The sequence below is a fragment of the Pontibacter ummariensis genome, from assembly GCF_900188175.1.
Lineage (GTDB): Bacteria > Bacteroidota > Bacteroidia > Cytophagales > Hymenobacteraceae > Pontibacter > Pontibacter ummariensis.
Genome location: NZ_FZOQ01000033.1, coordinates 1 through 23,430 on the forward strand (window position 1 = coordinate 1; position 23,430 = coordinate 23,430).

Here is a 23,430-nt window from a genome sequence, read left to right on the forward strand (position 1 = left end):
GCTCCGATCGTATGCGCGAAGGTGTTAAGGGTAAGGATAGCTGCCAGCGGCCTGTCGATGTTTTGCTTGAAGTCCTCCAGGTCCTCTCCCAGAGAAGGGTTGTGTTTCCCCACCACACTCGCATGGGAAGGGGTAATGCTCAGTAGCGACGCCTCCAGCAGCGAGCAAAGGAAGGAAAAGAACAAGGCGATTGCCAGGTAAAGTATCAGTAAGCCCATTTGTATCAGTGTCGAAGGCCTTTCAGTTGCAAGGCTCTCATTTTACATCATGCGTTTACCTTTTTCTTACGTGCTAAAACAAGCGGAGGGTTTTGAGCTATGGTTTAGTCCCCTTAGAATTCCTTTTTGTAGGTCCTGACAATCTAAGGTTTTGCCGAAAGTATAGAAAACCAGGAACTACCGTATAGGGTTACAGTTGCCCTGCCACAGGAAGAAAAACTCAGCGAGGCACAGCCCCCCTTACAGGATGGGAAGCAAGACAAAAAGGCACTACTTATAATACATGGGGATACAAGCAAAGATGAAGACAGAGAACAGTATGAAACATTTACGGACAGGGCAATTTATCTTATACTTCCCCGATAACAAGAGAATACGACACTCCACTCAGTTGCTACTGGGTCTGTGGCGAGCCGGTAAGCAAACCCTTAACCAAAGCCTGCTGTCCCTATCCCGTTATTTCCGAAATCAGGGTGTGCCTGGCCAGGCCATGGTGATCGTTCTGGTTCTTGCATCCGTCACGCCAGCTTTTTCGCAAAAGGAAATAGCAGCGGCAAGTCGGGTCGAAGATAAGAAGAAAGGGAACACTCCTTTCCTGCAGGCGAACAGTGTCGGGGATGTGCTATGGACCTCCTCGCCAAACCCCGGTCCATTCCACCTGGATGGTGTCTTATCCTTGTGGACCTCAGACTATTTCCGCGCCCGCTATGGTGGTGTCCCGGCTGACCTGGATTACCTGTCTTACCGCCTGTCTCTTGGGGTAACCTATGAGTTGCTGAGGAACAATACAGACCAGGCCTCACTTAAAGCACTCGCGGTGAGCGTTGGTATTAACAACTACTTCACTGACAGTCCGGTACCGGATGAGGACAGTTGGTATACAAGTGACCGCTATGTGGGTCTTGCAGCAGCATTCAGTAATGCCTTCCATGCAGGCCTGACCTATACGGCCTACAAGAACCCTTACAGCCAGCCGGGCACACTGCAGGACATTGCCCTCCTCTTACTTTATGCGCCCAATAACCGCCTTGGCTCCATACAACCGCAGATCAAGCTGGTAAAGGCGGTCGGGCAGAGCACGGGCTCCCTCATTCAAACCCAGATTACGCCTGTCTTTAAGTTAGTTGACTCACTTTCCCTTACGCTTTCAGTACCGATTTCTCTTGGCGTGGGATTCAATGGGTATCACGGCAGCGGTGCCGCGGAAGGTTATTACGCTGAATTGGGCATACTCGGAAGCCTTCCGCTCGATCTTAAATTGCCTGGCCGATGGATACTGACGGCAGGTACCTTCGTCACATTGCGGGATGATTCAATTGTTAGTGCAACAGAGAAATATGATGATGCCGGACACATCGTCCCAACGGGTCTCGTTACGCTCTCCTTCGCCTATTAGCCAGACTAACCGATCATGCTGGGACGGTAATACCAGCACCTAACAGCGGAATAAGTACGGCGGGTATCTACAGTTTAGGTATTTAGGGAAGTAGTGTACTATAAGGGCACAGGCAGTACAGTTAAAGAAATTTTCAACTGTAGTGCCTGTGCAAATGAGTTCTTATACAAAAAGAGCCCTTACAGTTTAAGACTGTAAAGGCTCTTTTACAAGCAGTAACACGCTACCTGCTTTACAAGCTACTATGGAAATTTGTTATCTCCTATACTGCAATTTGCCCAGCTGCAATCACCAAAAAAGATGAGTAATAACGACACAAGCCCTTCCAGGCAAACCTTTTCATTTGGCTCTCACTCCTCCAGGATGCCTCGCTGCGTCACTTCAGACTTCTTCTGATAAGACCGGCGCTGTTGTTTGCTTTAATTGAGCAAGCTCTTCCGCTCACCTTGTCCTGGGTGAGCAGCAGTTTCGCCCTGTGCCTCTTCAGAGCTGTAATAACGTTCGCTTACCTTACCGTAATTAAAGTTCATGTAGGTATAGTAAGCATTGTTCTCCTCTGAGCGGTCTTTTTGGTCTTCCAGAAGCTCCACGTCTTTGTTCTTTGTATATATTCTTTTCTTTTTCATCACTTTCCCAATATAGCACAACAACTTGTTTTTTAAAAATATAAATCAACTTATTTGCGCTTGTACGCTTCGTACTAGTCTTGATTGTTGTGCGCTATTCCTGGCACCAGTGCCAGCTCACCATCTCCATTACCGCTTTAAAAGAAAGGGCCAGCGTACCAACTTTGCATTGTCAGTTCAACCGGCCCTCTTTTAAGGACAGATAGCCTATCCTCAGCACCCAAATTAGGTATAGGCTATCTTTGTCCTCACCTTTTCAACAGCAAAACACTTTGAGACAAAAATTTATCTTTCAGTAGATGCTCTGTCTTATTTTATACGTCTTCTGATGTCGTAAGAATGCTGCCATGTAGCACATTACGTACTTTTTCTGCTGATATACCACTTTATCACAAGCCCCTGCCGAGGCACCTCCGCCGGGCTACCTGACAAGCTCCTACCCTACAGCTACTTAGGCCAAGCCTTCTGCGCCTTCTCTTGTTACTTGTAGTGCCTGCTTCAAAAGGCAGCCATGCGCAAGCGATAAATACGTAGCACCCCGTATTTACACCCATTTTATCCTTATTTATTACTGCTATTATACCAATGAACAGACAGTTTGGAAAGAAGCACGTATACTGTAGCATAACAGCTTTAGCAACCCGGTTAATTTTGGTTGGTTATCTTCGGGTTATTCTACTTCAGGATCGCCTAAAGCAGGGAGTGAGTTAATTAAAAGGGTACCTCACGTCCCACTCAAGAGCGTGTCTTACTTCATAAGAGGTAAGACACGCTCTTTTTGGTAGTACACAAAAATGCCTTTCTACTGAACATAACGTACCTGGTTTACCAGGCAATCCCTACTGCCTTTCCCTGTTACACCCACCCTCCTAAAACATGAATACGTTCCTGATCCCTTTGGGCGAGGCTTTTAGGTACAGGGAAGGCCGAACCGGTACAAAAGAAAAATCCCTGCACCAGAAAGGAACAGGGGTTCAGCAGAAGATTTACGTTCTAAGTTTGCCTATTCGATGAGGCCCGTCTTTACGGCCATTTTTATTAAGCTGGCCGTGTTCTTGGCTTTGGTTTTCTCCAGGATGTTCTGGCGGTGCGTTTCGATTGTACGTTTGCTTGTAAAAAGCTTGTCGGCAATCTCGGCATTCGTAAAGCCTTCTGCTATCAGTCCGAGTACCTCCATCTCGCGTTTCGACAACACCACCTGGTTTTCGTTTGCTTCCTCCTGCTGTCCTGTAGGGCCAGCTGAGGCAGTGGCTTTGTGCAGCATGTTCATGGCGAGGTTAGAGCAGATATAGGGAGTACCCTGCATAACGAGCCGTATAGCGGACCGCAACTCTTCTTTGCCTGAATTTTTCAGCACATAGCCGTCGGCCCCACTAGCCAGCATCTTCTGCACGTGGGGTTCGCTATCCAGCATCGACAGGGCCACTACCTTCACATCCGGATAATGCTCCCGGATGTGCCGGGTTGTTTCAAACCCGTCTTTGCCCGGCATGTTGATATCCATCAGTACGATGTCTACCTCTGTCTGTGCTTCATCAAGAAGTTTAATCAGCTCATCACCACTGGCAGCCTCCCCAACAATGCTAATGTCGTCGCTGCCCTGCAGCAGCGATTTTATCCCTTGCCTGATCAGCGTGTGATCATCTGTTAAAACTAATTTTATCATATTCTTATGAATTTCGGACAGTCGTGCAGGCCTTTGCTACGTTAAAGTAGCTGACCTCAGTCTTAGAGGTAAAAAAACTACTTGCTTACCTCCAGGCACTAACTATGCTAAAAAAAGTACTTATACTTACATTCTTACGTGTTATCCGCAACAGTAACTGAGAAAGCACCCTTTATTTTTAGGTCTTCACTCTAAAGTTCGCAGTAGTTCATGTAAAACCAGCCAAAGCCGGTCTTATTTAAGTGTTTTACACTTGTTTTTACGTACTTTTTTTCACTCTTTTTAAAATACAATTCTATACATTTGTTTTACGGACATGTAGGAGAAGTTTCTTTTACAACGGAGAGAAAAAGAAACATGAAGGCCATTCAACAACAAATCTTACAGGGGAACTACATTATTGTTCCTCGTGGTGTTTTAGACGCAGCTGCCAGCGCAGAGTTGAAGCAGGCTGTAGAAACGGCCATTGCACAAAACGTGAAGCAAATATGGGTAGACTGTGAGTACCTGGAGCGGGTATCGGTAGAGGCTTTACGCACGATCCTTTACCTGAGCAGTATAACACAGGACGCAGGCACCAAAATGCTTCTCTACAACATCAATCCGGCTATAGAAGCTGCTATCAAAGCAGCAGGGCTGGATAAAATTCTCCACGTGGTACCTACCATGAAAGAAGCCTACCTTTATGGCAGGCGGCATTCCTAGTTCTTTTTCAGAATTAGGGCTAAAAGAAACAGGAAACCATAAGCAGCAGGACCGTTCTCGTGTTTGCACTCCGTGTTTTTAAAGAAGCAGAACGTCTGATTATTCGGCTTAGCGGCGACCTGGATGAAAGTAATGCGGACCTGATACTAAAGAAGCTGGAGGACCTGGCTAGTTCGGGGACAAAAGCGCTCCTGTTAGATTGTCAGGAGTTAGACTATGTTTCTGCTGCAGGCTTAGAAGCCTTAGAAAGGCTGTACCAGCACTGCGTTAGGGAAAAGATTCCCCTGGTGCTCTACCACCTGCAAGCCCGTATCCGAAACATTATAGAACTGGCCGGCCTGAGCCCCCACCTGCCCATAGCCAGGTCTAAGAAAGACGCCTGGGCATTTGCTGCTCTTCCTTAGCCTATCCATGCTGCCGCAGCTTACAATCAGCTATAAGCAGCGGCACAGCCTCCTGCACGTAAAGCTGTGCGGCCAGCGCAATGCGCCAGCATGGGAACACTGGAACAGGGGCTGCAAAAGCACAGGCAGCCGAGGTGCGCCAGGTATGGCTCAAGGCTTCCGATCTAAGTTCCATCACCCCAAAGCGATGGAACGACTGGTACGCTACTCCTACTGGCTACAACAAAAGGCCTTAACCTCCTCCTGCTAGCGCTTAACGCGCAGCCATCAGCCTGAGCTGTGCAGGGCTAATATAGGCACTTTCATCCTCCTGTGGGCACAAAAGCGTTTGCTTAGGAGTACAATAATTAACAATCAATACAAGGCTTTAAAGCTAGCAGACCCGCTACGCTCGCAGCGCTACAAAACAAAATACACCTCACCAACCCAGGGCCCGTGAGGTGTATTATAAGGATAGTTTTGCTATCTACTTATTCTTAAACTGCTTGATGAAGTTGCGGGTAAAGTCGGACAGTACCAGGGTACCACTGATCCCCGCCCGTTCTACCAGGAGTTGGTCCCAGTGCTCCGTGCCCTCCCAGAAGACCTGTTTCATGGCCTGCAGGGCCTCCGGATTGTACGTTGCCAGCTTAGCGGCAAATGCCTGCACAGCAGCGTCCAGTTCTTCTGTTGTTTCAAACACCGCTGCATACAGGCCCTTCTCCTTCGCCCACGCTGCCGACCGGAATTCCCCGGCGTCCAGCGAGAGCTGTGAAAAGGCGGAGAGCCCTATCTTCCGCTCCACGGCCGGCCCTACCACAAAAGGCCCAATGCCGATGGCCAGCTCGCTTAGCTTCACGGCGGCGTGCTTTGTGGCAAAACAATAGTCTGTAGCGGCGGCTACCCCTACGCCCCCTCCTACGGCTTTGCCCTGTACCCTTCCCAGGATAATTTTAGGGCTCTTGCGGCAGGCATTGATCACCTTGGCAAAGCCGGAGAAAAATGTCAGCCCCTGCTCTTTGTTCTCGATGGCCAGCAGTTCATCAAAGCTGGCGCCGGCACAGAAGGTCCGGTCACCCTCGCTCTGCAGTACCACCACCTTTACCTGCGCATCTTCCCCGACTTTTGTGATAGTATTGGCCAGGTCATTTAAAACAGCCCCGGGCAGGGAGTTGTGGTGCGGGTGAAAAAAGGTAATGGTGGCAATGCCCTGCTCGTCTTTAGTTACATCCACCTTACCGGCTTGTACTGTATTTGAAGTGCTCATAGTTTTTGTGTGATAGAAGCAAAAGGGCAGCTCTGTCTTATGCCTGGTTTCGCTTCGGTGTTTTATCGGTATCTTATTATTCAGGTTGTCTTATACCACTTTGCCTTAAAGTCTAGCTGCTAGAACCCACCCCTACCCCTCCCAGGAGGGGATTTTTTCCTGTGCGTAATTCCCCGCTTGGAAGGGCTAAGAGTGGATATAACTCCAATCTGGCTGGCAAGCTGCTTGCTAACTTTACTCCTGGTTCTTTTTCTTTACCATGGTCAGAATGGTCGCGATGGCAACGGTTTCGCCGGTTTCGTCAAACACGTCCACCAGCCACTTTACGATGCCTTTGGCTACGTCTTCCTCGCTGCGCTTCTCCTGGCCTATCTTTTCTTTGGCGGTCAGTTTCACGCCGATGGTCATGCCCGGGTACACAGGTTTGGTGAAGCGGCACTCTTCCAGGCCATAGTTGAGCAGCACCGGTCCCTTGCGCGGGTCCACGAACATGCCAGCCGCCTTGGATAAGATATAATAGCCGTGCGCTACCCGGCCCTCAAACAGGGTACCATCCAGCGAAGTGGCATCTACGTGGGCATAGAAATGATCACCCGACACATTGGCGAAATTGGCGATGTCTGCTTCGGTAACGGTGTGCTTGTGCGTGGTGTAGGTCTCCCCAATTTCAAGCTCCTCGAAGTATTTCTGGAAAGGATGCTTATCGTACTCTACCTGCTTCGCGCCTTTCTGGTATACGCCTGTGATGGCGGTGACCATGGTAGGGGATCCCTGGATCGCTACCCGCTGCATGAAGTGCTTTACGCCGCGGATACCGCCCATTTCCTCGCCGCCACCGGCTCTGCCCGGACCGCCGTGGATGAGCAGCGGCATTGGGGAACCGTGGCCGGTGCTTTCCTTGGCGCACTCCTGGTTCAGCACCAGGATACGGCCATGATGTGTGGCCGCCCCATACGTAAACTCCTGGGCTATACGCGCGTCGGCGGTGGCAATAGAGGACACCAGGGACCCTTTGCCCATCTTGGTAATTTCTACCGCCTCGTCCAGCGTTTTATAAGGCATAATGGTCGCCACCGGCCCGAAAGCCTCCACTTCGTGGGTATCGGTGCAGCGGAAAGGGTCCTGGTTAAGCATCACGATCGGTGAGATGAAAGCGCCTTTTTGCGGGTCTGCCCCAATCAGGTCTACCTTCTCCAGGTCACCGTACACGATGGGCGTTTGCTTGGCCAGCTCGCTTACCTGTTGCCGCAGTTTCTGGAGCTGTTCCCTTCCGACTATGGCCCCCATGCGCACACCTTCTGCCTGGGGGTCGCCGATCGCGGTCTTCGCAAGTTCACGCCCCAAGGCGATCTGCACGTCCTCGACCAGTTTCTCCGGTACTAGGGCCCGTCGGATAGCCGTACATTTTTGTCCTGCCTTCGAGGTAATTTCCTTGCGGATCTCTTTGATGAACAGGTCGAATTCAGGTGTACCTGGCACTGCGTCCTCGCCCAACACGGCGCTGTTCAAAGAGTCTGCTTCCATGGTAAAAGGCACAGCCTCTTGTATCAGCCTTGGATGCGCCTTCAGCATGCGGCCTGTTTTGGCGGAGCCCGTAAAGGTCACCACATCCTGCGAGGTCACATGGTCCAGGATGCCTTCGCCGGTGCCTGTTACCAATTGCAGGGCGCCTTCGGGCAGTATGCCGGAGGCGATTATCTCCCGCACCACCGCCTCCGTCAGGAAAGCCGTAATGGGAGCCGGTTTTACGATAGCCGGCACACCCGCCAGCAGATTCACCGCGATCTTCTCCAGCATACCCCATACCGGGAAGTTGTAGGCGTTGATGTGCACCGCCACCCCCTCTTTCGGTACCAGGATATGATGCCCTATAAAGGTCCCTCCCCTGGACAAGCCAATCGGTTCATCCTCTACAAAAAAAGGCTTGTCCGGAAACTTACGGCGCAGGGAAGCATAGGCAAACAGGTTCCCGATCCCCCCTTCGATATCTACCCAACTGTCGGCTCTGGTAGCCCCGGTGCGGTAGCTCAGCTTGTAGAATTCTTCCTTCTTCGAGGTCAGGTGCAGCGCCAGGGCCTTCAGCATCCGGCCCCGCTCCTGGAAGGTCATTTTACGCAGCGCCGGATTTCCCTTGCTACGACCGTACTGTAGCATCGCCTCAAAGTCCAGCCCTCCGCTAAAGGCCGTACAGATCAGTTCGCCTGTCACCGCATCCACGATTTCGGTCTCCTGCCCGGAGCCCGGCGTCCACTGGCCCAGGGCATAGTTTTGTAGTATCGTTGCCATAAGTTTCGTTGTCTGTTGTCTTTGTTTTGGTGTTAGTTTGTGTTGTTAGCGTTGTACATAATTAGCGTAGTGCATAAAAGGAACTTATCTACAGCCCCGGAGGGGCGAAAGGTTTGTAGAAAAAAGAATTACTTGCCATTAAGCTCCAGCGGAGCGACATGTTCCTCCTATTTAAACAGATACCTCTCATCATAGTCCACCTCATACTTCTGCAGAAATGCGAGATACTCTTCCTGAAACGACCGCTGCCTGTGATGTTCCTCCTGATTTTGTATGTACCTCCTGACCTCTGCTAGCTGTGATTGGGCATAGGAGAAAGCACCGAAGCCTTCCTGCCATTGAAAGCTCCCTTTAGTCCAGCTCTTTTCCTTTATGAACTTTGTGGAGTTGGCTTTCACATCTCTTATTAAATCTGATAGTGCTATGTCAGGTTTCAAACCAATCAGGATGTGACAATGGTCCGGCATATAATAAATGGCAAGCAGCTTACATCCTTTTTGCTGTACGATGCCTGCCATGTACTTCTGCAGCTCTTCCCTGTGTTGTTTGGCAATCAGGTTTTCTCTACCCCTTACTGCAAAACGACCTGAATATAAAGCTGCGTGTACGTGTTCGCCATAAGTACTCAGACATATCACTCCTACGGAGCTTAGTGCTTCTTTGGATTTTATGCTACAAACATTTCGCCCCTCCGGGGCTTATCAAACTTGTTCTTCAGAGAGCAGCCAAAAGGCTGCTCTCTTTCCATCTGTTTATGTATAATTCAACAGCCCTTAGAATACCTTACGAAGGTGCTCCATATAGCTACTCTCATTTTAATGCCCCTATCACTGCAGCCTCAGTGTAGTAGTAGTTTTGCAGATACATAAGCGCCATTATATTGCTATAGCTTTGCAGGCTTTTCAGGCATTTTTTATAAGCTCGTTACCTCAACGGTAGCCATAGGATCTCACTAACACATACACCCTACACCCGCTCAATGATGGCCGCGTAGCCCTGGCCTACGCCGACGCACATGGTTACGAGGGCGTAGCGTTTGTTTTGTTTCTGCAGTTCCAGGGCGGCGGTATTCAGAATACGGGCGCCGCTCATGCCGAGGGGGTGGCCCAGGGCGATGGCACCGCCATTCGGGTTAATGCGCGGATCCTGGTCCTCCAGGCCGAACGCGCGGATGCAGGCCAGGCTCTGGGCCGCGAAGGCTTCGTTCAGCTCAATGATGTCCATGTCGTCCAGCGTGAGGCCTGCTTTCTTTAGGGCGATCTGGCTGGCGGGGACAGGGCCGATGCCCATGACGCGGGGCTCTACACCTGCAACGCCCATGGAAACGATGCGGGCCCGGGGGCTGAGGCCATTCTTCTTGAGGCCCTCTTCAGAAGCGAAAAGTAAAGCTGCTGCCCCATCATTTAAGCCGGAAGCGTTTCCGGCTGTCACCGTCCCGTTCTTTTTAAAGGCCGGGCGTAACTTGCCTAGCACCTCTAAGCTAGTATTCGGGCGTACAAACTCATCTTCTTTGAAAAGGATCGGGTCGGCTTTGCGCTGCGGGATCTCCACCGGCACGATCTCTTCCGCCAGGCGGCCGTTCTGTTGCGCGGCCGTGGCTTTCTGCTGCGACCAAAGGGCAAAGGCGTCCTGGTCTTCCCGGCTGATGTTATCGCGCTCGGCCAGGTTCTCGGCGGTCTCACCCATCCCCTCTGTGCCGAACAACTCCTCCATTTTAGGATTTACGAAGCGCCAGCCAAAACTAGAGTCAAACATTTGGGCATCCCGTCCAAAGGCCGTGCTGGTCTTGGAGATCACCCAGGGGCCACGGGTCATATTCTCCACGCCACCGGCCACAAAGATGTCCCCGTCTCCGCACTGTATGGCACGGCTGGCTGCAATGGCCGCCGAAAGGCCAGAGGCGCACAGCCGGTTGATTGTCTCGCCAGGCACCGACCAGGGCAGACCGGCTAACAAGGCCGACATGCGAGCTACATTCCGGTTGTCTTCCCCTGCCTGGTTTGCACAACCCAGTATCACATCGGCAATGGCCTCGGGCTCTACCGAAGGATTACGCCTGAGCAGTTCTTTGATCACCAGGGCGGCCAGATCATCCGGTCTGACGGCAGCCAAAGTGCCCCCAAAATTACCAATGGGCGTCCGGATGCCATCTACTAAATATGCGTCTTTCATTTCTCTCTTTTCTCTGCTAAATCTCTTTGCTTGTTCGGTACGAAGTGCCTTTGAACAGGGCCACCAGTTTCTCCTCCTGGTTTGTGATTCGGATCAGGTAGACCCCCACTTTGTGCTTCAGGCTCTCTTCCTGTGCCTCTACGGTAAGGAGATCTCCGGTTTTACCCGCCTCCAGATATTCCATCGTTGTGCTCAGAGCCACACTTAATCGGCCATGGCTGTTGCAGGCGAAGGCAAAAGCACTGTCAGCGGCGGAGTACGTAACGCCCCCGTGCAAAATGCCGAAGCCATTGAGCATGTCTTCCCGCACACGAAAATGCAGCCGGCAATAGCCTTCCCGCACCTCCTCTACCTCCAGGCCCAGTAGCTTGCTAAAGGCATCGCGCGCCAGCATGCGCTGCGTAACCGCCTCGGCTCTACTTAACTCTTCTTCAGGCTTGTGCATGGGCAAAAAAGGTTTTACCGGACCTTACCATCTTGCGAAGCAGTGGGCTTGCCCGGTAACGGTCCTCGTGGTACTCTTCATAAAGGCCGTCCAGTGTCTGCAGCACACTTTTCAATCCCCACGCATCTGCCCAGGCTAGCAGGCCTTGAGGGTAATTCACTCCTTTGGTCATGGCCAATTCCAGGTCTTCTTTGGAAGCCACATTCAGGGCTAGTGCATCTACGGCCTCGTTGATCAGCATCGCCAGGATGCGGTGCAGGATGTACCTACCCAGCTCCTCATCCTGCTTAGGCGCTGGTTGTGCGATTCCTTCCCGGTAGTTATAAAATCCCCTCCCTGACTTACGGCCATAGTAACCGGCCTCGAACAGGCGCTTTTGCGTAAAGGAAGGCTTATAGCGCGGGTCGTAAAAGAAGGCCGCGAACACGGACTCCGTTACCCGGTAGTTCACGTCATGGCCAATGAAGTCCATCAAGGTAAAGGGGCCCATTTTAAAACCTCCTAGCTCCGTCATGGCCCAATCAATGGTGGCAGCATCGGCAATCCCCTCCTCCAGCAGGCGAATAGCCTCCCCATAAAAAGGACGCGCCACCCGGTTCACGATAAAGCCAGGAGTATCTTTGGCAATAACCGGGATTTTTCCCCAGGAGGTTGCTAAGGCTTTAATCTCTTCAGCCAGCCCTTCCCTGGTTTGTACAGCCGGAATAACCTCGACCAGTTTCATGATAGGAGCCGGGTTAAAAAAATGAATACCGATAAAACGCTCCGGTTTCTGGCAGGCTGCGGCAATAGAGGCAATGGAAAGGGAGGACGTATTGCTGGCCAGAATGCAGGTATCTGACACGATCATCTCCAGCTCCCGGAAAAGGTTCTGCTTTACCTCCAGGTCCTCAATCACGGCCTCCAGCACGAGTCCACAGGCGGCGAAGTCCTGGTGCTCTTCAGTGAAATTGATACGCCCATACGTTTCTGCTGCTTCTGCCTCCGTGATCTTTCCTTTTGCGGTGAGTTTATCCAGCGAGCCTTTGATGCTTTGCCTCGCACGCTCCAAGGCCTTTGCGTTTTTATCCAGTACATAAACCGAATGACCTGCCGAGGCCACTACTTGTGCTATGCCCGCGCCCATGGCCCCGCTGCCGATGATCCCGATCTTCATTGTCCTTTGAAGTTTGGTTTACGCTTTTCGATGAATGCCTGCACGCCCTCCTTAAAGTCTTCGGTCTGCCCGGCCTTGTGCTGGTGGGTCGCCTCGTTGTCCAGCTGACCTTTTAAGTCAAAGCTGAAGGTGCAGTTGAGTAACTGCTTCGTGTAGGCCAATCCTTTGGTAGGCATTTTCGCCATCCGCTGCACCAGCTCCGACACTTCCGCTTCAAAGCTTTCATCCGGGAAAGTCTTGTAGATCATCCCCATCTCCAAAGCCTCTTTCGCACTTACCTTGTCTCCTGTCATCATCAGGGCACTGGCACGCTGCAGCCCCACCAAACGTGGGAGAAAGAACGTACCGGCACTATCCGGGATAAGGCCGATCTTACTGAATGCCTGAATAAACGAAGCTGATTCTTTCGCCACTACGATATCGCAAGCGAGGGCAATATTAGCCCCCGCCCCCGCCGCTACGCCGTTCACGGCAGCAATTACGGGCTTTTCAAGCCCCCGGATCAGAGTGATAATCGGGTTGTAGTGCTTGACCACGATCTCCGAGATCTCCGGCCCATTTTCGTCAGTTGCCTCTGCCAGGTCCTGCCCCGCACAGAAGGCCTTGCCTTCCCCGGTTAATAGCACTGCCCTGACTTCCTCCTTTTGCTGGCAGGCCCGTAGGTGCTCCTGCAGGGCCATGGCCATCTCCCGGTTAAAACTATTAAAAACATCGGGACGGTTCAGGGTTAGCGTGGCAACGCCACCCTCCAGAGAAAATTTAATGTAAGTGCTTTCTTTCATGTTTTATTTCAGGCATTTGAAATAGTCGAAAGGCTCCAGACACTCCTGGCACTGGTACAGCGCCTTACAAGAGGTGGAGCCAAACTGACTGATTAGTTTTGTGTTTTCTGATTTACAGAGCGGACAGCGGACAGTAACATCTTTGCCAAACAGGGCATTTACATTACCGGTAGGCTCTACAGGAGGGGCAATACCATAGGCTTCCAGCTTCTCTTTTCCCGCTTCCGAAAGCCAGTCGGTCGTCCAGGCCGGGCTAAGCTGGGTATCTACCGCAACCTCTTTGAAGCCTTCACCCAGTAGTTTTAACCTGATCTCTGTAGCAATGGTGTTCATGGCAGGGCAGCCGGAGTAAGTCGGGGTAATGGTTACCAGCACCTTATCGTCCTGTAGCTGCACATTACGCACCACGCCCAGGTCCACGACACTCAGTACCGGTATCTCAGGATCGTACACATCCTCCAGGTATTGCCAGATCTTTTCTTCTTTGTTCAAGTTTCTGTTTAAAGGTACTATACTTACTACAGGTGCTTTACCCATCCCTACCCCTCCGAGGAGGGGAGTTAAAATTTCTTGTGCCGGAGCGCCATTTCTCCTTAGCCCCAGCGGGGCGATATGTTTGTAGCACCCGGTTTCAGTGCATTTCCAGCTCCGTAGGAGCGGCATGTAGTTTCATTTACAACATACCGCTCCTACGGAGCTTAGGGACGGTTTTTGATCTAACGCTACAACCATATCGCCCCGCTGGGGCTCTTTTAGAATATTTAAAAGCGCCCTTTTTTACCACTCCAAGCCGGGGTAGGCCCTTTGCAGGTACTGCAGTTCTGCGAGAACATAGCCCAGGTGCTCGGTGTGCCGCCCTTCTTTGCCTCCTTTTTGCATCCACACGTTTTGCGGCACGGTGAGCGTTGCCTCGTCGAATACTTTCGTTACATGCTCGTCCCACTGCTGCTTTATCGGTGCGTAGTCCGGAATGATCCCCTGTTCCAAAAGACGTTTTTCTGTTTCCGTTATTTGGAAGAACTCACCGGAGAAAGGCCAGAGGTTGTCGACTGCCTTCTCCATACGGCGTTTGCTCTCTTCGGTACCATCCCCCAGACGTATCACCCACTCGGAGCTCCACTTGATGTGGTAACTGGCTTCCTTCAGCGACTTCGCCGCTATGGCCGCCAGTCGCAGGTCGGAGCTATGTTGGAGCTGCTGCAGGAAGAAGTAGTGAAAGGTATCGAAGATGAACTGACGCAGTATCGTATCGGCAAAGTCTCCATTAGGTTGCTCCACCAGCAAAGGGTTCTTATACTCCACCGCATCGCGCAGGTAAGCCAGATCGTCTTCCGTGCGCCCCTTCCCTTCCAGTTCAGCGGCATACTGGTACAAGCTGCGGGTTTCCCCGATCAGGTCCAGGGCGATGTTGGATATGGCCAGGTCCTGCTCCAGGATAGGCCCGTGCCCACACCACTCTGACAGGCGATGCCCCAGTATAAAACTCGTGTCCGCCAGTTGCAGGGTATAGTCCAGCACCAACTGGCGCACTTCCGGGGCATAGTCCTGAAGCGGCGTGTTAAAATGTGGCTCCTGCAGGTGGTGCGTGTTCTCTGTGTTGTGCATCATCTTGCTTACATGTTCTTTATTTCCGCCGGCACCTCGTAGAAGGTCGGGTGGCGGTATACCTTGTCATTGGCCGGCTCAAAAAAGGAAGCCGCCTCATCAGGGTTGGAAGCATGGATGTGCTTCGACTCCACGACCCAGATACTCACACCTTCCATACGACGGGTGTACACGTCGCGGGCGTTCTGCACGGCCATCTCGGCGTCGGCCGCGTGCAGGCTGCCTACGTGTTTATGGTCGAGGCCCTGCTTGCTGCGGATAAAGACTTCCCAAAGGGGCCATTCTTTCTGATTCATATTTTACCTTGTTAATAGAGAACTCTACTTTTCTGCCAGTTTGTTTAAGCCTGTACTCAATTACTTGTTGCCAGCTTTCGCCTCGCCGGCTAGGCCCTACTTTTCTCCTTGATGAGAAAAAGAGAGGGCCCCTACCCCCGTAAGCAAAAGAATCAAGACGATTTTGAATCGAGGGCCCCTTCCCCCACTCGCTAAACGCTCAAACAAAAAATCGTCGTTTGTGCACCTAGACAAGCTTGCCTGAAAATCCTTTTGCGAAGATTTTCCTTTTTCTGCCGGACAGGGGCGAATCTCTTGCACACTACATAAAAGTCTAAGCTGCTTTTTCGCGCTGTGCTCTTTTCTCGGCGTGGGCCAGGGCGGCTTCCCGTACCCAGGCGCCTTCTTCATGCGCTTGCACACGGGTCTGGATGCGCTGCTTGTTGCAGGGGCCATTGCCTTTTACCACGTTCCAGAACTCCTCCCAGTCCACTTCGCCATAGTCGTAGCCCTGCTTTTCCTCGTTCCACTTCAGGTCTTTGTCCGGCACCGTCAGGCCCAGGAACTCGGCTTGTGGCACCATCATGTCTACGAAGCGCTGCCGCAGTTCGTCGTTGGTAAAGCGTTTGATCTTCCAGCGCATAGACTGCGCAGTGTTCGGCGACTCGTCGTCCTTCGGGCCGAACATCATCAGCGTGGGCCACCACCAGCGGTTAAAGGCCTCCTGCGCCATCTTCTTCTGCTCTGGTGCTCCATTGCACAGCGTCATCATGATCTCAAAGCCCTGGCGCTGGTGAAAGCTTTCCTCCTTACACACCCGCACCATGGCACGGGCGTACGGGCCGTAAGAGGTACGGCAGAGCGGCACCTGGTTCATGATGGCAGCCCCATCTACTAACCAGCCAATTGCCCCAATATCGGCCCAGGAAAGGGTTGGGTAATTAAAAATGCTCGAGTACTTGGCCTTCCCAGAATGAAGGTCCGCAATCATCTGATCACGTGAAGCACCCAGCGTTTCGGCAGCGCTGTACAGATACAGGCCATGGCCTGCCTCGTCCTGCACTTTGGCCAATAAAATGGCCTTCCGCTTGAGAGAAGGAGCCCGTGTGATCCAGTTGCCCTCCGGCAGCATGCCCACGATCTCGGAATGGGCGTGCTGCGAGATCTGGCGGATCAGGGTTTTGCGGTAAGCGTCCGGCATCCAATCCTTTGGCTCTATGCGTACCTCCCGCGCTATCTTCTCCTCAAACTGTTCCTCTAAATTTATGTCTACTGTATCCATGGTTTCTTCAAATAAAAAGTCTGTTTGTTTTCGAGAGGGATTACTGGTCAAAGTCCACCACCACCTTTTCGGTGAGTGGCCGCGACTGGCAGGTTAGCACGTAGCCCGCCTGCACTTCGTCCGGCTCCAGGGAATAGTTTACGTCCATTTCCACCTCACCCTCCGTCACCCGGGCACGGCAAGTACTGCACACCCCGCCTTTGCAGGAATAAGGGAGATCAGCCCCCCGGTCAATCGCCGCATCCAGGATGGTTTTACCATAGTAGGACATCTCCATGTTCAGCACAGCCCCATCCAGTTTTACGGTTACCTGGCTCATTTTGTCATCCTCCCCGGCCGGTCGCTCCTTCGCTGCTTTATTCTTCTGGCCGCTTTCGCCTGTCGTGAAAAGCTCGTAGTGGATCTTTCTGGTAGCTACCCCTGCTTCTGTCAGGGCGTCTTTCACCCCGAAAATCATTTCTTCCGGACCGCAGATAAAGCACTCATCTATTTCCTCCGGTTTGATAAGCTTTTGCAGGAAAAGCTGTGCTTTCTGCTTGTCGATACGGCCAAACAGGAGCTCTGCCTCCCCTTGTTCCCGGCTCAGCACGTGATACACGCTCAACCGGTCGAGGTACTTGTTCTTCAACCCCTCAATGGCCTCTTTAAAGATGATAGAATTGCGGCCCCGGTTGCCATAGATCAGGCTTACCTGGCTGTGGGGCTCCGTCATCAGAATGGTTTTGATGATAGAGAAAACAGGGGTAATACCGCTTCCTGCCGCAAAAGCAACGTACTGCTTCTGGTTAGCAGGGTTCAGTTCGGTGAAGAAGCGCCCCATCGGAGGCATTACTTCCAGCTCCTCCCCTACCTGAAGGCTTTCATTGGCATAGCCGGAAAAACGCCCTGCAGGTACCTTCTTAATAGCTACCCGCCACTCGTTTTCCAAAGGGCTCGAGCAAATGGAATAGGAACGCCTTAGTTCTTCTCCGTTAATATCTCTCCGGAAGGTCAGGTATTGCCCCTGGGTATAACGGAACGTGTCTTTCAGCTCCTCAGGCACATCGAGTGCCACCGTCACACAATCGTGCGTCTCTTTGTTAATGCTCTTGATCCTGACTTTATGAAACCTGCTCATGTATGATATTCTGCTTTTGCCTTTGGTGTGATGTTTTACCTGCTTTCTGCAGCGGAGAGGGTTATACACAGGTACGCTGACCTGCGTTTAAAGAACTTCCACTCCATCATAAAGCAAAGGCAACACCTTCCAACCTTCTACCAATATAAGAAATCCTAGTCTTACTAACAAACGTTAGGTAGGAAGAATTAATACAGCAGTTCGGGTGCAGGGGTTACAGGAGAGAGGGGAAGGCAAAAAATGCGACTACCGCTCCGAACTGCCCCGCTTTTAAGAGGCAGGCATTAAAGACGACACAAAAACCAGATCAAGCACGGGCGCTCCCGCATCGCCAAGGCCTCGAAAAGAAGCTTCCTTTTCTGGTTTGCTTTGGGAGGGACAAAGATTTTTTGGTGGGGATGTAAAAAACTTCCTACTCCTTGCCCTGTGGGCAACGTACATACCCTTGTTTCAGGTTGACCTCTTGGGATTTAACACAAGCGGAAACCCGTTTTTGGGCAGCAGAAACCAGCAAAAGAAGACTTCAGCAGCGGGAGTTTTACAGCGGCTCACTTTTATAAATTTGATAAAAATAAAGGAAAAACGAAGAAAATGTAGTATCTATAGGGTGAAACCCATGTTATAAATACACAAAAGAAGTAAAAATACAGCAAACACTATGGACGGTTCTGCGAACAGCATCCTACAAGTCTACGACAAACAGGTCGGTCTTAAATTCCAGTTATATAATAGCCTTTTCACGGCGCTTCCCTTCCACCGGGTGGAGCGGACAGGGGTACTCCTCTCTATCTTTCTCTTGCATTGCGAAGAGGGTTATGCCAAGAAGCAGAGCCCGGCCGAGATCATTGATTCCTTTATAAAACAATATACCTCCTACACCACTGAGCAGGAGAAAATGGACCTTTTGTTCCGCTTCGTACAGTATGCCGAGCGGCAGGTCGTATTGTTCGATGCGCTGGAAGACGCCGCCTACCGCGATATCAACGATATGCAGGGCCCTGGAACACTGAAGCACCTGCAGTCAGAAGTAGTACAGACGCAGAGCCAGGAGCAACTGGCGGAAAAACTGAAGGACTTCTCGGTTCGATTGGTATTAACAGCCCACCCTACCCAGTTCTACCCGGCCGAGGTACTGGGCATTATCAACGACTTATCCAAGGCGCTGTTAAAAGACAACGTAACGCAGATCAACAGCTACTTGCGGCAGCTGGGCAAGACCCCTTTCTTCCGGAATGAGAAACCAACGCCTTATGACGAAGCGGTGAACCTGATCTGGTACCTGGAGAACGTATTTTACCATGCCGCAGGGCAGATCCTGTCGTACCTCAAAACACAGTTCCCGGAGGAAGTAAGTCCTGAAAACCCTGTGATCCGTTTTGGTTTCTGGCCAGGCGGCGACAGAGACGGCAACCCCTTCGTGAATGCCAAAACAACAATAAAGGTGGCAGAGGCACTTCGGGGCGGCGCTCTCAAGTCCTATTACCTGGACGTACGGAAGCTAAGAAGACGCCTTACCTTTAAGGGCGTAGCCAACGTGGTGGTGGAACTGGAGCGAAAGCTTTACAACAACATTTTTGTGCCGGGGCACGGGCTCGACATTACGAAGGAGGAAATCCTCAGTACCCTTCAGCAGATGAGGCAGACCCTCATCGAGCAGCACAACGGCCTGTTCCAAAACCTGGTAGAGAACCTGCTGCGCAAAGTAGAACTGTTCGGGCTCTTTTTTGCCAGTCTCGACATCCGGCAGGACAGCTCCGCCCATGCCGAACTGTTGGAAACCATCGTAGAGACAACCTCTGCCCTGCCGAAAGACTTTTTAGAGCTTTCGGAAGCCGACAAGATAAAGGCCCTGGTACAGGTAAGCGAAGTGCTAGACCCTGCCCTTTTTGACAACGAGCTGCACCGGGACACCTTGGAGAGCATGGCGGCGATCCGGGAGATACAAAGAACGAACGGCGAGGAAGGCTGTAACCGCTACATCATCAGCCATAGCACCAGCGCCCTGGATGTGATGCAGGTGTATGGCCTGTTCCTGATGAGCGGCTGGCAAAAGGAAAACCTGACAGTAGACATTGTACCGCTCTTCGAAACCGTAGATGACCTGCGAAACGCAAGGGGCGTCATGCAGTCACTATACGAAAACGAGACTTACCGACAGCACCTCCTCCAGCGCGGCAATATCCAGACCATTATGCTGGGTTTCTCAGACGGCACCAAGGACGGGGGCTATTTGATGGCAAACTGGAGCATCTACAAAGCCAAGGAGGAGTTAACGGCGATCTCCAGGCAGTACGACATAGAAGTGATCTTCTTCGACGGCAGAGGCGGCCCACCGGCAAGAGGAGGTGGCAGAACACACCAGTTCTATGCTTCCATGGGGCCGAACATTTCCAACAAGGAAATACAGCTCACGATCCAGGGGCAAACGATCAGCTCTAACTTTGGCACTGAGGATGCTGCCAAGTACAACATAGAGCAGCTCATGCACGCAGGCATACGCAACACGCTTTTTGCCACCAAAGACGCTGCCCCTACCTCTCAGCAGGAAGAGCTGATGCAACAGTTATCAAACGAGAGCTTTGAGAAGTACACGGCCTTAAAGAACCACCCGAACTTTTTGGAGTACCTCAACAACGTAAGCCCGTTGCGCTATTACGGGGAGGCTAACATTGGCAGCCGCCCCTCAAAGCGAAAGCCCGGCAAGCTGAATCTGAACGATCTGCGCGCCGTGCCTTATGTGGGCTCCTGGAGCCAGCTGAAGCAGAACCTTCCCGGGTATTATGGTGTGGGTACGGCCCTGCAACGCCTGGATGAAGCCGGCAAATGGGAGGAGATCAGGCAGCTGTACAAGAACTCCCTGTTCTTTAAGACTCTGATGGACAACTGTGAGATGGCCATGACTAAGAGCTTCTTCCCGCTAACCGCGTTCCTGGCAGAGCACCCCAACTATGCGGAGCTGTGGAACATGATCCACGACGAGTTTGAGCTATCCAAGAGTTATATGCTGAAGCTGACCGGCGCTGAGGAGCTAATGGCCGACAAGCCTGTTAACAGACTTTCGATCCAGATGCGCCAGCGTATAGAGTTGCCGCTGCTCACAGTACAGCAGTACGGGCTCATCAAGCTACGCGAGATGGAAGAGAAGAACCAGCCGACGGATAACAAGTCTAAGTACGAGAAGCTCGTGGTACGCTGCTCGTTCGGCATCATCAACGCAGAGCGCAACTCAGCTTAAACGACCCAGCCACTTTTAAAGAAGAAAGCTGCCTCCAGAGAAGGGCAGCTTTCTTCTTTTTTAGGCAATTCTCCCTCTCCTGCATCTGCCCAGCCAATGCTATGCATTAGCTACCCTTAAAACGAAAGCGGTTGTTCTCTATGGTAAAACAGGGAAGCCGGAGAGGGTGCTGGGCATAGACCTGGATTTTTCTGAAAGAAAACACTTGGAAAAGGAAAACCTGCAGATGCGCCTGTACCAGCAGATAGCCTTGTTGCTGGCTATCCTGGATGCCCAGGAGGGAAAGTACGCGACGATGGCCGGGGCATTGGCCACAGTCCGCTTCCAACAAGAGGGATTGGAGTGCTATTATTTCCGCCCGGGTTAAGCTCCTCAGCGGCACGTTTGCCATCGCCACGGCCCCAACACTGGCGGTGGTTAAAATACCGCTCCAGCATGAACAGCTTTCTTAGCTTTTGCATTGGGGCCACGAAACCCAGTGCAGTACGTGTATTTACGGAGGCCGGTACTTAATGGTATTCTAGCCCATAAAGTACGTATTATGTCCCCAACAGGCATTCCAAAGAGACCGGAAAGCGTATATATGCACAAGTCTTAAGAGTTAAGACCGAGGTAGCCAGGAACAGACTTTGTTTTGTTGCATCGCTCTACCCTTTAAGACACTGGAAGGACCGCCTTTATTTTTTTGGGTGCTGAATTTAGGCAAAACTTCCTTTACAGAAGGGCCAGTGAGACTAACATGATCATGTTGGTACATTGGCCCTTTTTAATCCTAACCTGTTCTATGGAAGAGCGCGTTAGCTAGTGTACTAAATTATGTTGGAATACGTAAAGACCATCCTGCTGAAAGTAAGCTTCGACAAGATGCTGTTTGAGAAAGAGCTGCGAAAAGCCTTTAATTACTTAAAAAGAGAAGAACAGCAGCAGCTAAAGCAATGGTGCTACCAGAAGTTTTCAGGAGTTTACCTGTACATTGTGAAAAAAGCCTTTCTGAACGTGCAGGCATAAGCTGTCTCTCCCAGTTGCGTTACCTCTGTTTTTCTTTAAAAGTCTGCCCCTTTAGGTGCAGCCAGTGGCTAAGTACGCCCGCTGCTCCTGTAGCGGGCTCGGACTCACAACTAGCCTCCGTATAGCTGAAAGCAAAAAAGGGCGCTTGCCAGTTGAAGCGGCCGGAGCGGGCTCCGCTTTAGAAGCGCCTCCCTCCTGAGGTTTAATCCACCGAAGCTGACCTTACCTGTGGCAAGATCTTTTATCGGCCTTCAGCCTTTCTCCAGCTCTTCTTAACATAACATAAGCAATAAAAGCTACAACCAAACACCCTAAGGATAAGTTAAAGAAGCATTTAAAAGCGTACCCGGTATGAGGACAGCCAAAGTAAAGTACTCTTTAAAAAAAATGTTTGAACAGGTTACCACGAGTGTGGCTTTTTACCCTGCCATCACAGCCTTGGGGATGCTGGCAATTGCCTGGGGGGTTACTTACCTGGATAAGATTTCGATGGGGAAGTCTCTACTGGATGAGGCACCTTTTCTAAAAGTAGAAGACGCCAGTACAGCCCGTAGCCTGCTGTCCTCGCTTCTCACCGGTCTGATCAGCCTCGTGACCTTTACCTTTGCCATGATCATGATCGTGCTGACGCAGATTACCTCCAGTTTTTCACCCCGGCTCTTGCCGGACCTGCTCAGAAAAAAGCCGAATCAAGTGGTGATCGGGATTATTATTGGGACCATTCTCTTTACCATTGTGGCACTCAGCAACATTGGCACGCTGCCCGCTGGTCCAAAAGTCCCTTTGCTTTCCACAATACTGGCTACCTTTTTTGGCGTGGTCAGCCTCCTCACCTTTATCTACTTCATCCATAGAATTTCAAATGAAGTACAGATCGGGAACATCCTCAACAGCATTTACCGGGCCGCCAGAAACGTGATCGACACTGAGTTGAACAGTGGCAGCTACCACGAGAAGTGGGAAGAGCAGGAAGAATTCCACGTGGTAAAGTCCTGGGACTCGGGCTACTTCGATAAGATCACACACAACGAGATCATGAGCGCCTCCAGGAAAAGCGGCCTGAAGGTAAGGGTACTGAAAGACCAGGGTACTTACCTGCTGAAAGGAGAACCTTTTCTGGAGATAAACAGGCCCCTGGACGAGAAGACGCTGCAACTGCTACAAGAAAACGTACTGCTCCGGCATCAGGAGATGGTGCAGGAGAACTTCTTGTACGGCTTTAAGCACCTGACCGAGGTAGCCGTGAGGGGCCTAAGCCCCGGTGTTAACGACCCGGGCACGGCTATACAAGCCATCAATTACCTCATGGACCTGCTGTGCAGGCTACAACAGCTAAAGGGCCAGAAAGTGGTGAAGCACCGAGACGGCACCGCCTGTATCATTTACGCGCCGGTACCTTTTGAAACAATATTTTATATGTGCACCGCCAGCATCCGGGCCTACTCGTCGAAGGATGTAACGGTGCAGACAACGCTCGTAAACATGATCAGCAAAATAAAAGCGCGCGATGAGGAGAAAAAGCATACCTGCCTCCTGAAAAAAGAGCTGGCCTCTATCGAAGAGGCCTCGAAGCAGGAAATGAAAACCCAGGAAGACGTAGATTACATTCAGGCCTTGCTACAGCATGCCCGGGAAGAGCACCAGGGCTAACAACCTGTAGCGCAAAGACAGGGCTACTGCTCCGGCCATCTGCTTCTGTCCCATGCTCCCACAAACGCCGCTACCTCCCCTGGTGTTTTTTGAAGCTCGCCCCCTCCTACCCGCCCTGGTCCTGTGCCCGGGCTGCGTACATCTTTGTACTCCTTC

At 51.5% G+C, this 23,430-nt stretch carries 21 protein-coding genes and 2 pseudogenes; 7 read left to right on the plus strand and 16 right to left on the minus strand.

Annotated features, from left to right (window positions below; genetic code table 11):
- Window positions 1-218, minus strand: a pseudogene (locus tag CHB92_RS22920) (hemolysin); the annotation flags it as partial.
- Between the two features lie 319 nt (window positions 219-537).
- Between CHB92_RS22920 and CHB92_RS22925 the strand changes: the two are divergent.
- Window positions 538-1,614 (plus strand): hypothetical protein, encoded by a 1,077-nt coding sequence (locus tag CHB92_RS22925; RefSeq protein ID WP_144266374.1) that lies wholly within the window; start codon window positions 538-540, stop codon window positions 1,612-1,614.
- Between the two features lie 419 nt (window positions 1,615-2,033).
- Here the strand turns inward: CHB92_RS22925 and CHB92_RS22930 are convergent, their stop codons facing one another.
- Entirely contained in the window at window positions 2,034-2,240 is a 207-nt protein-coding gene (locus CHB92_RS22930; protein WP_089321578.1) for a hypothetical protein, read from the minus strand.
- Between the two features lie 1,003 nt (window positions 2,241-3,243).
- Window positions 3,244-3,906: a response regulator gene (locus CHB92_RS22935; protein WP_089321579.1), complete on the minus strand. Its 663-nt coding sequence runs from the start codon at window positions 3,904-3,906 to the stop codon at window positions 3,244-3,246.
- Window positions 3,907-4,263: 357 nt separating this feature from the next.
- Between CHB92_RS22935 and CHB92_RS22940 the strand changes: the two genes are divergently transcribed.
- Both CHB92_RS22940 and CHB92_RS22945 read left to right on the plus strand, forming a co-directional pair.
- Window positions 4,264-4,611 (plus strand): STAS domain-containing protein, encoded by a 348-nt coding sequence (locus tag CHB92_RS22940; RefSeq protein ID WP_089321580.1) that lies wholly within the window; start codon window positions 4,264-4,266, stop codon window positions 4,609-4,611.
- A gap of 59 nt (window positions 4,612-4,670) precedes the next feature.
- Window positions 4,671-5,015, plus strand: a complete 345-nt coding sequence (locus CHB92_RS22945) for an STAS domain-containing protein (RefSeq protein WP_179223138.1) — start codon at window positions 4,671-4,673, stop codon at window positions 5,013-5,015.
- Between the two features lies 1 nt (window position 5,016).
- Here the strand turns inward: CHB92_RS22945 and CHB92_RS25935 are convergent, their stop codons facing one another.
- The 13 genes and pseudogenes from CHB92_RS25935 to paaE all read right to left on the minus strand — a co-directional run bounded on the left by CHB92_RS25935 (window position 5,017) and on the right by paaE (window position 17,381).
- Window positions 5,017-5,190, minus strand: coding sequence for a hypothetical protein (locus CHB92_RS25935; RefSeq protein WP_179223139.1), 174 nt, complete (start codon window positions 5,188-5,190; stop codon window positions 5,017-5,019).
- A 291-nt stretch (window positions 5,191-5,481) separates the two neighbouring features.
- Entirely contained in the window at window positions 5,482-6,261 is a 780-nt protein-coding gene (locus tag CHB92_RS22955) for an enoyl-CoA hydratase/isomerase family protein (protein WP_089321583.1), read from the minus strand.
- Window positions 6,262-6,495: 234 nt separating this feature from the next.
- On the minus strand, window positions 6,496-8,547 hold the full coding sequence (paaZ, locus tag CHB92_RS22960) for a phenylacetic acid degradation bifunctional protein PaaZ (protein ID WP_089321584.1): 2,052 nt from the start codon (window positions 8,545-8,547) through the stop codon (window positions 6,496-6,498).
- A 167-nt stretch (window positions 8,548-8,714) separates the two neighbouring features.
- Window positions 8,715-9,166, minus strand: a pseudogene (gene tnpA, locus CHB92_RS22965) (IS200/IS605 family transposase).
- Window positions 9,167-9,513: 347 nt separating this feature from the next.
- Window positions 9,514-10,719: a 3-oxoadipyl-CoA thiolase gene (gene pcaF, locus CHB92_RS22970; RefSeq protein WP_089321585.1), complete on the minus strand. Its 1,206-nt coding sequence runs from the start codon at window positions 10,717-10,719 to the stop codon at window positions 9,514-9,516.
- A 16-nt stretch (window positions 10,720-10,735) separates the two neighbouring features.
- Window positions 10,736-11,164 carry a hydroxyphenylacetyl-CoA thioesterase PaaI gene (gene paaI / locus CHB92_RS22975; protein WP_089321586.1) on the minus strand — a complete coding sequence of 143 codons (429 nt, stop codon included), beginning with the start codon at window positions 11,162-11,164 and terminating at the stop codon, window positions 10,736-10,738.
- Window positions 11,151-12,320, minus strand: a complete 1,170-nt coding sequence (locus CHB92_RS22980) for a 3-hydroxyacyl-CoA dehydrogenase NAD-binding domain-containing protein (protein WP_089321587.1) — start codon at window positions 12,318-12,320, stop codon at window positions 11,151-11,153. The genes paaI and CHB92_RS22980 overlap by 14 nt, the downstream gene beginning before the upstream one ends.
- Window positions 12,317-13,102, minus strand: a complete 786-nt coding sequence (locus CHB92_RS22985) for an enoyl-CoA hydratase-related protein (RefSeq protein WP_089321588.1) — start codon at window positions 13,100-13,102, stop codon at window positions 12,317-12,319. The genes CHB92_RS22980 and CHB92_RS22985 overlap by 4 nt, the downstream gene beginning before the upstream one ends.
- 3 nt (window positions 13,103-13,105) lie before the next feature.
- On the minus strand, window positions 13,106-13,594 hold the full coding sequence (gene paaD / locus CHB92_RS22990) for a 1,2-phenylacetyl-CoA epoxidase subunit PaaD (protein WP_245842846.1): 489 nt from the start codon (window positions 13,592-13,594) through the stop codon (window positions 13,106-13,108).
- Window positions 13,595-13,879: 285 nt separating this feature from the next.
- The gene (paaC, locus tag CHB92_RS22995) at window positions 13,880-14,710 is read right to left on the minus strand and encodes a 1,2-phenylacetyl-CoA epoxidase subunit PaaC (RefSeq protein ID WP_218824300.1); all 831 of its coding nucleotides are present in this window, start codon (window positions 14,708-14,710) and stop codon (window positions 13,880-13,882) included.
- Between the two features lie 5 nt (window positions 14,711-14,715).
- Complete coding sequence (gene paaB / locus CHB92_RS23000) at window positions 14,716-15,003, minus strand: 1,2-phenylacetyl-CoA epoxidase subunit PaaB (RefSeq protein WP_089321590.1); 288 nt, start codon at window positions 15,001-15,003, stop codon at window positions 14,716-14,718.
- Window positions 15,004-15,316: 313 nt separating this feature from the next.
- Window positions 15,317-16,264 (minus strand): 1,2-phenylacetyl-CoA epoxidase subunit PaaA, encoded by a 948-nt coding sequence (paaA, locus tag CHB92_RS23005; protein WP_089321591.1) that lies wholly within the window; start codon window positions 16,262-16,264, stop codon window positions 15,317-15,319.
- 40 nt (window positions 16,265-16,304) lie between these two features.
- Entirely contained in the window at window positions 16,305-17,381 is a 1,077-nt protein-coding gene (gene paaE, locus CHB92_RS23010; protein ID WP_089321592.1) for a 1,2-phenylacetyl-CoA epoxidase subunit PaaE, read from the minus strand.
- A 658-nt stretch (window positions 17,382-18,039) separates the two neighbouring features.
- On the opposite strand from paaE, the gene CHB92_RS23020 reads away from it, so the two are divergent.
- From CHB92_RS23020 to CHB92_RS23035, 4 genes are all read left to right on the plus strand, one after another.
- A complete protein-coding gene (locus CHB92_RS23020; RefSeq protein ID WP_089321594.1) occupies window positions 18,040-20,616 on the plus strand; it encodes a phosphoenolpyruvate carboxylase in 2,577 nt (858 codons plus the stop codon).
- A gap of 205 nt (window positions 20,617-20,821) precedes the next feature.
- Window positions 20,822-20,983, plus strand: coding sequence for a hypothetical protein (locus CHB92_RS25940; protein WP_179223140.1), 162 nt, complete (start codon window positions 20,822-20,824; stop codon window positions 20,981-20,983).
- Between the two features lie 449 nt (window positions 20,984-21,432).
- Window positions 21,433-21,624: a hypothetical protein gene (locus CHB92_RS23030; RefSeq protein ID WP_089321596.1), complete on the plus strand. Its 192-nt coding sequence runs from the start codon at window positions 21,433-21,435 to the stop codon at window positions 21,622-21,624.
- Window positions 21,625-22,011: 387 nt separating this feature from the next.
- Window positions 22,012-23,274, plus strand: coding sequence for a DUF2254 domain-containing protein (locus CHB92_RS23035; RefSeq protein ID WP_179223141.1), 1,263 nt, complete (start codon window positions 22,012-22,014; stop codon window positions 23,272-23,274).
- Window positions 23,275-23,430: the final 156 nt, after the last annotated feature.

Coding starts and splice junctions, on each gene's coding strand:
- paaE (WP_089321592.1), bottom strand. CDS start 17,381: ATGAGCAGGTTTCATAAAGTCAGGATCAAGAGCATTAACAAAGAGACG.
- CHB92_RS23030 (WP_089321596.1), top strand. CDS start 21,433: ATGTTGGAATACGTAAAGACCATCCTGCTGAAAGTAAGCTTCGACAAG.
- CHB92_RS23020 (WP_089321594.1), top strand. CDS start 18,040: ATGGACGGTTCTGCGAACAGCATCCTACAAGTCTACGACAAACAGGTC.
- CHB92_RS22935 (WP_089321579.1), bottom strand. CDS start 3,906: ATGATAAAATTAGTTTTAACAGATGATCACACGCTGATCAGGCAAGGG.
- CHB92_RS22940 (WP_089321580.1), top strand. CDS start 4,264: ATGAAGGCCATTCAACAACAAATCTTACAGGGGAACTACATTATTGTT.
- CHB92_RS22930 (WP_089321578.1), bottom strand. CDS start 2,240: ATGAAAAAGAAAAGAATATATACAAAGAACAAAGACGTGGAGCTTCTG.
- paaA (WP_089321591.1), bottom strand. CDS start 16,264: ATGGATACAGTAGACATAAATTTAGAGGAACAGTTTGAGGAGAAGATA.
- CHB92_RS22955 (WP_089321583.1), bottom strand. CDS start 6,261: ATGAGCACTTCAAATACAGTACAAGCCGGTAAGGTGGATGTAACTAAA.
- CHB92_RS22925 (WP_144266374.1), top strand. CDS start 538: ATGAAACATTTACGGACAGGGCAATTTATCTTATACTTCCCCGATAAC.
- pcaF (WP_089321585.1), bottom strand. CDS start 10,719: ATGAAAGACGCATATTTAGTAGATGGCATCCGGACGCCCATTGGTAAT.
- CHB92_RS22985 (WP_089321588.1), bottom strand. CDS start 13,102: ATGAAAGAAAGCACTTACATTAAATTTTCTCTGGAGGGTGGCGTTGCC.
- CHB92_RS23035 (WP_179223141.1), top strand. CDS start 22,012: ATGTTTGAACAGGTTACCACGAGTGTGGCTTTTTACCCTGCCATCACA.
- CHB92_RS25935 (WP_179223139.1), bottom strand. CDS start 5,190: ATGGAACTTAGATCGGAAGCCTTGAGCCATACCTGGCGCACCTCGGCT.
- paaI (WP_089321586.1), bottom strand. CDS start 11,164: ATGCACAAGCCTGAAGAAGAGTTAAGTAGAGCCGAGGCGGTTACGCAG.
- CHB92_RS22980 (WP_089321587.1), bottom strand. CDS start 12,320: ATGAAGATCGGGATCATCGGCAGCGGGGCCATGGGCGCGGGCATAGCA.
- paaZ (WP_089321584.1), bottom strand. CDS start 8,547: ATGGCAACGATACTACAAAACTATGCCCTGGGCCAGTGGACGCCGGGC.
- paaB (WP_089321590.1), bottom strand. CDS start 15,003: ATGAATCAGAAAGAATGGCCCCTTTGGGAAGTCTTTATCCGCAGCAAG.
- paaC (WP_218824300.1), bottom strand. CDS start 14,710: ATGATGCACAACACAGAGAACACGCACCACCTGCAGGAGCCACATTTT.